The organism is Pusillimonas sp. (assembly GCF_035515275.1).
GTDB lineage: Bacteria > Pseudomonadota > Gammaproteobacteria > Burkholderiales > Burkholderiaceae_B > Pusillimonas.
The window spans coordinates 1-6,039 of sequence record NZ_DATJBQ010000152.1; the positions used below are offsets into that span (position 1 = coordinate 1).

Here is a 6,039-nt window from a genome sequence, read left to right on the forward strand (position 1 = left end):
ATGACCCAGCAGCAGGAACTCCATCAGTGCTTTTTGCACGTGCATGCGGTTCTCGGCTTCATCCCAGACGACACTTTGAGGGCCGTCGATGACGTCGGCGGAAACTTCTTCGCCGCGATGAGCGGGCAGACAGTGCATGAATAGGGCGGAGGGATCGGCCGCCGACATCATTTCGGCGTCGACGCACCAGTTGGCAAAGGCTTTGCGACGAGCCTCGTTTTCGTCTTCGTAGCCCATGCTGGTCCAGACGTCGGTGGTGACCAGGTGGGCCCCGGCGCAGGCTTTTATCGGGTCGTCGAACTCGCGCAACACGCCGGCCGGCGGTTGGCCGATACGCTTGGGGTCAAGTTGGTAGCCCTTGGGGGCCGAAACATGCAGGGTGAAGCCCAGAATTTCGGCTGCTTGCAGCCACGTGTAGGCCATGTTGTTGGCATCGCCGATCCAGGCCACGGTTTTACCCTGTATGGGGCCCTGGTGTTCGATGAAGGTAAAGATGTCAGCCAGGATCTGGCAAGGGTGATATTCGTTGGTCAACCCATTAATGACCGGTACACGCGAGTGCGACGCAAAGCGTTCGATGCGCGTTTGCTCGAAGGTGCGGATCATGACAAGGTCGACCATGCGCGAAATGACCCGGGCTGTGTCTTCAATAGGCTCGGAGCGGCCCAATTGCGAATCGCCGGTGGTAAGGTGTATGACCGAGCCACCCATTTGGTACATGCCGGCCTCGAACGAGACGCGGGTGCGGGTGCTGGCCTTTTCGAACACCATGGCCAGGTTGCGGTCATGCAGCGGGCGATGAGGCTCGTAGCGCTTGAACTTGTCCTTAATAAGCTTTGCCCGGTCAAGCAGATACAGGATTTCTTCTTTGGTAAGGTCGCGAAACTGCAGAAAATGCCGCAATGGGCCTGTTTGCTGTTGGTGAGACATGTTAAGCCTTGGATCAAAGACGACTATTGTATCTATCATATACAATCTTCGCGCAGGGCTGTATTTTTGACAGCCTCGTGGTTATTTGGTTTTGCGGGATAAGCATGTCGGAAGATCAGCCTCGGAGCCTGCTCAGGCAATTTATTATTTACGGCGTTACCCATTCAGGGCAACGTTTTCGACCCAGTGATTGGGCCGAGCGCCTTGCCGGGGTCATGTCCCGTTTTCGGCCCGTCGGCTCACGAGGCGGCCCACTCAGCTATTCCCCGTATGTCGTACCCATGTTCATTGATGGCGTCCGATGCATCGTCGTCGATCATCGGCTGCGCCAACTCGAGCCTCTGGCATGGAACTTTGTCGAGGAATTTGCCCACGACAACGACTTGCGAACGTCAGAGCGAGAGGTTCCGGAACGAAAAGGCCCGGTCTAACCGGGCCTTTTCATTCGAACGTATCGATCGGGTCAGGCTGCTAGGAGCTGGATCCGGGTACGGGCGTAAGCACCTTGCCGGTGCGTGCGTACGACTCTGCATTCTCGACCATCAGGTTGATCATCGCTTGCCGTGTTTCAAGCGTGGCGCTGGCTATATGGGGCATCAGCACGACATTCTCGAGCGCTTTCAGGGCATCAGGAACATGGGGCTCGGCTTCGAACACATCGAGCCCGGCGGCGGCGATGGTTCCATTTGAAAGCGCTTCGATCAGCGCTGCTTCGTCGACCACCGTACCGCGTGCAACATTGATCAGCACGCCGTCGGGACCAAGTGCCTCGAGCACGCTGCGGTCAATCAGGTGCTGCGTGTCGGCGCCACCCACCGTGGCCACCACCAGAATATCCGCCCAGGCAGCCAGAGCCTTGGGGCTGGTTTCATAGCCCCACGCCACATCGGTGCGGGGCCGGCGGTTGTGATAGCGTAGCTCCATAGAGAAGCCCGCGGCGCGCTGGGCCACAGCCAGACCCACGCGGCCAAGGCCCACAATGCCCAGGCGCTTGCCGGTGACGCGCCTGCCCAGGGGTAGTGCCGCCAACCGGCTTTGCCACTGGCCGCTGCGTACGAAGCGTTCTGCGCGGCCCATGCCCCGCATGGTAGCCAGAATAAGGCCCCAGGTCAGGTCGGCCACACAGTCGTTCAAGACATCGGGTGTGTTGCTGACCTGAATGCCGCGTGAATGGGCCAGGCTCACATCGATGCCGTCGTAGCCCACCCCCAGATTAAAAATAGCCTTAAGTTGGGGCAACTGGTGGATCAGGGTTGCCCGGGCCGGATAAAAAGAGCTTGCAATCAGTGCCTCGACCGTGTGGGCATGCTCTTGCATGAGCAGGTTCGGGTCGTTGGCTTCCCAAAGACGCAGCACGTGGTAGGCGTCTTCCAGCCGCTGCTGGGCCTGGGGCAAAATGGGCACGGCAAACAACTGCAGCAGGGTGGGTTTTTGTTCTGGCATAGCGTGTCTGATTGGCGGGAGTTGCAAAGTAGAGGCCGATGCTTCAGCATGCCGGCCAGGTGCAAAAACTATAACCCGAAAGCAGCAGGGCAGCCGCCTGCCGGGCGCTGCAAAAAAAAACAGGACGCATTTGCGTCCTGTTCTTAATGGGCTAAAGCCCTGTGCCGATTAAACCTGCCTGTTTAGGCCAATGCCTTAACAGCGGCTGCAAGGCGGCTTTTATGACGAGCGGCCTTGTTTTTGTGAATGATTTTTTTGTCGGCCACGCGGTCGATGACGCTGCTGGCTTTTTGCAAGACTTCAGTAGCGGCGGTTTTGTCGCCGGCTTCGATAGCCTGGCGCACACGCTTGATCGACGTGCGAAGCATCGAGCGCATGCTGGAATTATGCTTGTTGCGCGCAACCGACTGACGGGCGCGCTTACGTGCTTGTGCGGTATTGGCCATGGGTTTCTAAATATCGTTTCTAAGTAATCGTTTAATCGGCAAAGACAGTAACTATAGCTTAAACGGCGCGCTTTGTAAAGTGCCTGGGCCTAAATCCAAATGCGAACAACACCCCAAAGTATACGGCTGCCGCTGCAGCCAGCACAACGCTCAGGGCAAGGGCTCGCTGGCCGCCCGAAACGGTGGGGCCCACCCAATCGATGTGTTGGTCGGCGAACCAAAGCAAGGCGCATAGGGCCGCCATGGCCGGCAGGCTGCGCGCCACAAACGCCGCCCAGCCTTTCGACGGCGTATACACGCCCTTTCGGCGCAGCAGAACCAGCAGCATCAGGGCATTGAACGTGGCGCCCAGCCCAATGGAAAGCGCGAGCCCCGCGTGCTGAAACCAGGGCACAAAGATCAGGTTCATGATCTGGGTAAGCACCAGTACGATCAGGGCAATGCGAACAGGGGTGCGAATGTCTTGCTTGGCATAAAAGCCCGGTGCCAGAATCTTGATGGCCAGCAGGCCCAGCAGCCCGACTGCGTAGGCCATGACGGCAAGACGGGTCTGCTGGACATCTTGCGCGCTGAAGGCGCCATAGTTGAATAAGGTGGCGACCAGCCCTTCCGAAAGCAATGCCATGCCCAATGCCGCCGGCAAACCCAGCAGTATCACCAGGCGCAGCCCCCAGTCGAGCAGGGCGTTGTAGCCATCGTGATCCTGGCGTGCGTGCGCGGCCGACAAGCTGGGGAGCAACACGGTACCCAAGGCAATGCCCAGCAGGGCGGTGGGAAACTCCATGAGGCGGTCGGCAAACGACAGCCACGTGACGCTGCCCGACGCCAGCCACGTTGCAATATTGGTATTGATGAGCAAGGAGATCTGCGCTACCGAGACGCCTAGTGTGGCCGGAACCATCAGGCGGGCGATGCGCCGCACGGTCGAGTCGTGCCAAGCGGCGCGCAGCTGGGGTGAAAAACGAGGGCGCAATCCCAGTCGTGAAAGCGCGAGCCATTGCATGGCCAGTTGGGCGACGCCACCTATCATGACACCCACAGCCAGGGCGTAGATGGGTACATCAAAGTAGGGAACCAGAAACAGACAGGCCCCGATCATGCTCAAGTTAAGCAGCACCGGGGTAAACGCCGGCACGGCGAAACGGCTCCAGGTGTTCAATATGCCCGAGGCCAATGCTACCAGCGACATGCACAGAATGTACGGGAACATGATTCTCGTCATCCACACCGCTGCATCAAATGCAGTTTGCCTGGATTCGACGAGCAGGCCGCTGGCCATCGCGCTGACCACCCACGGCGCGGCAATAATGCCCAGCGCCGTTACGCCCATCAGCGCCACCGTCAGCAGCAGGGCGACTCGATCAAGCAAGAGCCTGACTTCGTCGGGCGTGCCTTGGGAGCGTACTTCGCCAAGAATGGGAACGAAGGCCTGCGAAAACGCGCCTTCGGCAAATAGCCGGCGCAGCAGGTTGGGAATGCGGAAAGCGACCCAGAAGGCGTCGGTAAGGGGGCCTGCGCCGAACGAACTGGCAATCAGGATATCTCGGAACAGGCCCGTGATGCGTGAGCACAAGGTAAGGCCGCTAACAGTGGCGGCCGACCGAAGCAGGCTCATGGGTACTTACTTGGGTGCCATGCGAATGGCGCCGTCCAGCCGGATGGTTTCGCCGTTGAGCATCTCGTTCGTGATGATGCTGTGAACCAGCTTGGCATAGTCTTCGGGCCGGCCAAGCCGCGAGGGGAAGGGAATGCTGGCGGCCAGTGAGTCTTGCACTTCTTGAGGCATGCCGAACACCATGGGCGTACCGAATATGCCTGGAGCAATGGGGACGCAGCGTATGCCCACCTTGGACAGATCGCGAGCAATGGGCAGGGTCATGCCCACCACGCCCGCTTTTGAGGCGGCATAGGCGGCCTGGCCGATCTGGCCGTCGTAGGCGGCTACCGAGGCGGTGTTGATCAGGACACCGCGCTCACCGGTGGGCTCGGGCTCATTCTGGCCCATGGCAGCCGCAGCCAGGCGCACCATGTTAAACGTGCCCACCAGGTTGATCATGACCACTTTTTGAAACAGTTCAATCGCATGTGGACCGGTCTTGCTGACCGTACGCGAAGCGGGTGCAACGCCGGCGCAACTGACCAGGCCGAACAGCGGGCCCAGCGTTTTTGCGGCCTCGATGGCGGCCATGGCGTCGGTCTCTTGGGTGACGTCGCAATGCACATAGGTTTGGCCAAGTTCGGCGGCCAATTGCTTACCTGCCTCGTCTTGCACATCGGCCAATACCACCTTGGCGCCTTCGGCGACCAGCATGCGCGCGGTTCCGGCACCCAGGCCCGATGCTGCGCCCGTAACGACGAATACTTTGTCCTTGATCTCCATGTTTTCCCTTTAGTAGAACGGGCGCCGGGCCCGCTCGATGTTCTTGATCAGTAATGCGGATAACGCTATTTATTGAGTGCTTCTGCGATGCGCTGTCGGATTTCATCCAGCGAACCCACACCTGAAATCTGACGGAACGCGGGAGCGCGCTGGTCGCCGGATTTTGCCCAGTCTGAGTAGTAGCCGACCAGAGGGCGGGTTTGGTCTTGATAGACCGACAGGCGATGGCGTACCGTTTCTTCGCGGTCGTCGTCGCGTTGCACCAGAGGCTCGCCGGTAATGTCGTCGACATCGGGTGTTTTGGGCGGATTGAAGCTGACGTGGTAGCTGCGGCCACTGGCTGGATGAACACGGCGCCCGCTCATGCGCTCAATGATGTTTTCGTCAGGCACCACAATTTCAACCACGAAATCCAGGCCGATGTCGGCTTCTTTGAGCGCGTCAGCCTGAGGAATGGTGCGGGGGAAACCGTCAAAAAGATAGCCGTTCTCGCAATCGGGCTGTTTGAGCCGATCACGCACCAGGCCGATGATGAGGTCGTCCGAAACCAGCCCGCCGGTATCCATTATTTTCTTGGCTTCAATGCCCAGTGGGGTTTGGGCCTTGACGGCAGCCCGCAGCATGTCGCCCGTGGAAATCTGGGGAATGCCGAACTTTTCGGTAATGAACGCGGCCTGAGTGCCCTTGCCAGCGCCGGGGGGGCCGAGCAGGATCAATCGCATGACTATCTCCAAAGAATGCTTCTACAGTTTTTTCGCTTATGCGGCAATGCAGCAAATTTTACATCGTACGCCCAGCTTCGAGGACGATTTATAACCGATTTATGAATATGCCGCGCAC

7 protein-coding genes are annotated in these 6,039 nt (G+C 59.0%); 1 reads left to right on the forward strand and 6 read right to left on the reverse strand.

The window, feature by feature from the left end; translation table 11 throughout:
- A partial coding sequence (gene argF / locus VL003_RS11410; RefSeq protein WP_325442565.1) for an ornithine carbamoyltransferase occupies positions 1-930 on the reverse strand: 930 nt, incomplete at its 3' end.
- A 104-nt stretch (positions 931-1,034) separates the two neighbouring features.
- On the opposite strand from argF, the gene VL003_RS11415 reads away from it, so the two are divergent.
- Positions 1,035-1,361, forward strand: coding sequence for a DUF3579 domain-containing protein (locus tag VL003_RS11415; RefSeq protein ID WP_325442567.1), 327 nt, complete (start codon positions 1,035-1,037; stop codon positions 1,359-1,361).
- 40 nt (positions 1,362-1,401) lie between these two features.
- On the opposite strand, the gene VL003_RS11420 is transcribed toward VL003_RS11415, so the two are convergent.
- The 5 genes from VL003_RS11420 to adk all read right to left on the reverse strand — a co-directional run bounded on the left by VL003_RS11420 (position 1,402) and on the right by adk (position 5,921).
- Positions 1,402-2,373 carry a 2-hydroxyacid dehydrogenase gene (locus VL003_RS11420; RefSeq protein ID WP_325442569.1) on the reverse strand — a complete coding sequence of 324 codons (972 nt, stop codon included), beginning with the start codon at positions 2,371-2,373 and terminating at the stop codon, positions 1,402-1,404.
- A 182-nt stretch (positions 2,374-2,555) separates the two neighbouring features.
- Positions 2,556-2,819 carry a 30S ribosomal protein S20 gene (gene rpsT / locus VL003_RS11425; RefSeq protein ID WP_325442571.1) on the reverse strand — a complete coding sequence of 88 codons (264 nt, stop codon included), beginning with the start codon at positions 2,817-2,819 and terminating at the stop codon, positions 2,556-2,558.
- Between the two features lie 58 nt (positions 2,820-2,877).
- Positions 2,878-4,434: a murein biosynthesis integral membrane protein MurJ gene (gene murJ, locus VL003_RS11430; protein ID WP_325442573.1), complete on the reverse strand. Its 1,557-nt coding sequence runs from the start codon at positions 4,432-4,434 to the stop codon at positions 2,878-2,880.
- A gap of 6 nt (positions 4,435-4,440) precedes the next feature.
- Positions 4,441-5,199 (reverse strand): 3-hydroxyacyl-CoA dehydrogenase, encoded by a 759-nt coding sequence (locus tag VL003_RS11435; protein ID WP_325442575.1) that lies wholly within the window; start codon positions 5,197-5,199, stop codon positions 4,441-4,443.
- Positions 5,200-5,264: 65 nt separating this feature from the next.
- A complete protein-coding gene (gene adk / locus VL003_RS11440) occupies positions 5,265-5,921 on the reverse strand; it encodes an adenylate kinase (RefSeq protein WP_325442577.1) in 657 nt (218 codons plus the stop codon).
- Positions 5,922-6,039 lie beyond the last annotated feature (118 nt).

What these genes read in the sequence shown, in the direction of transcription:
- VL003_RS11415 (WP_325442567.1), top strand. Translation starts at nt 1,035, where the DNA reads ATGTCGGAAGATCAGCCTCGGAGCCTGCTCAGGCAATTTATTATTTAC.
- VL003_RS11420 (WP_325442569.1), bottom strand. Translation starts at nt 2,373, where the DNA reads ATGCCAGAACAAAAACCCACCCTGCTGCAGTTGTTTGCCGTGCCCATT.
- rpsT (WP_325442571.1), bottom strand. Translation starts at nt 2,819, where the DNA reads ATGGCCAATACCGCACAAGCACGTAAGCGCGCCCGTCAGTCGGTTGCG.
- murJ (WP_325442573.1), bottom strand. Translation starts at nt 4,434, where the DNA reads ATGAGCCTGCTTCGGTCGGCCGCCACTGTTAGCGGCCTTACCTTGTGC.
- VL003_RS11435 (WP_325442575.1), bottom strand. Translation starts at nt 5,199, where the DNA reads ATGGAGATCAAGGACAAAGTATTCGTCGTTACGGGCGCAGCATCGGGC.
- adk (WP_325442577.1), bottom strand. Translation starts at nt 5,921, where the DNA reads ATGCGATTGATCCTGCTCGGCCCCCCCGGCGCTGGCAAGGGCACTCAG.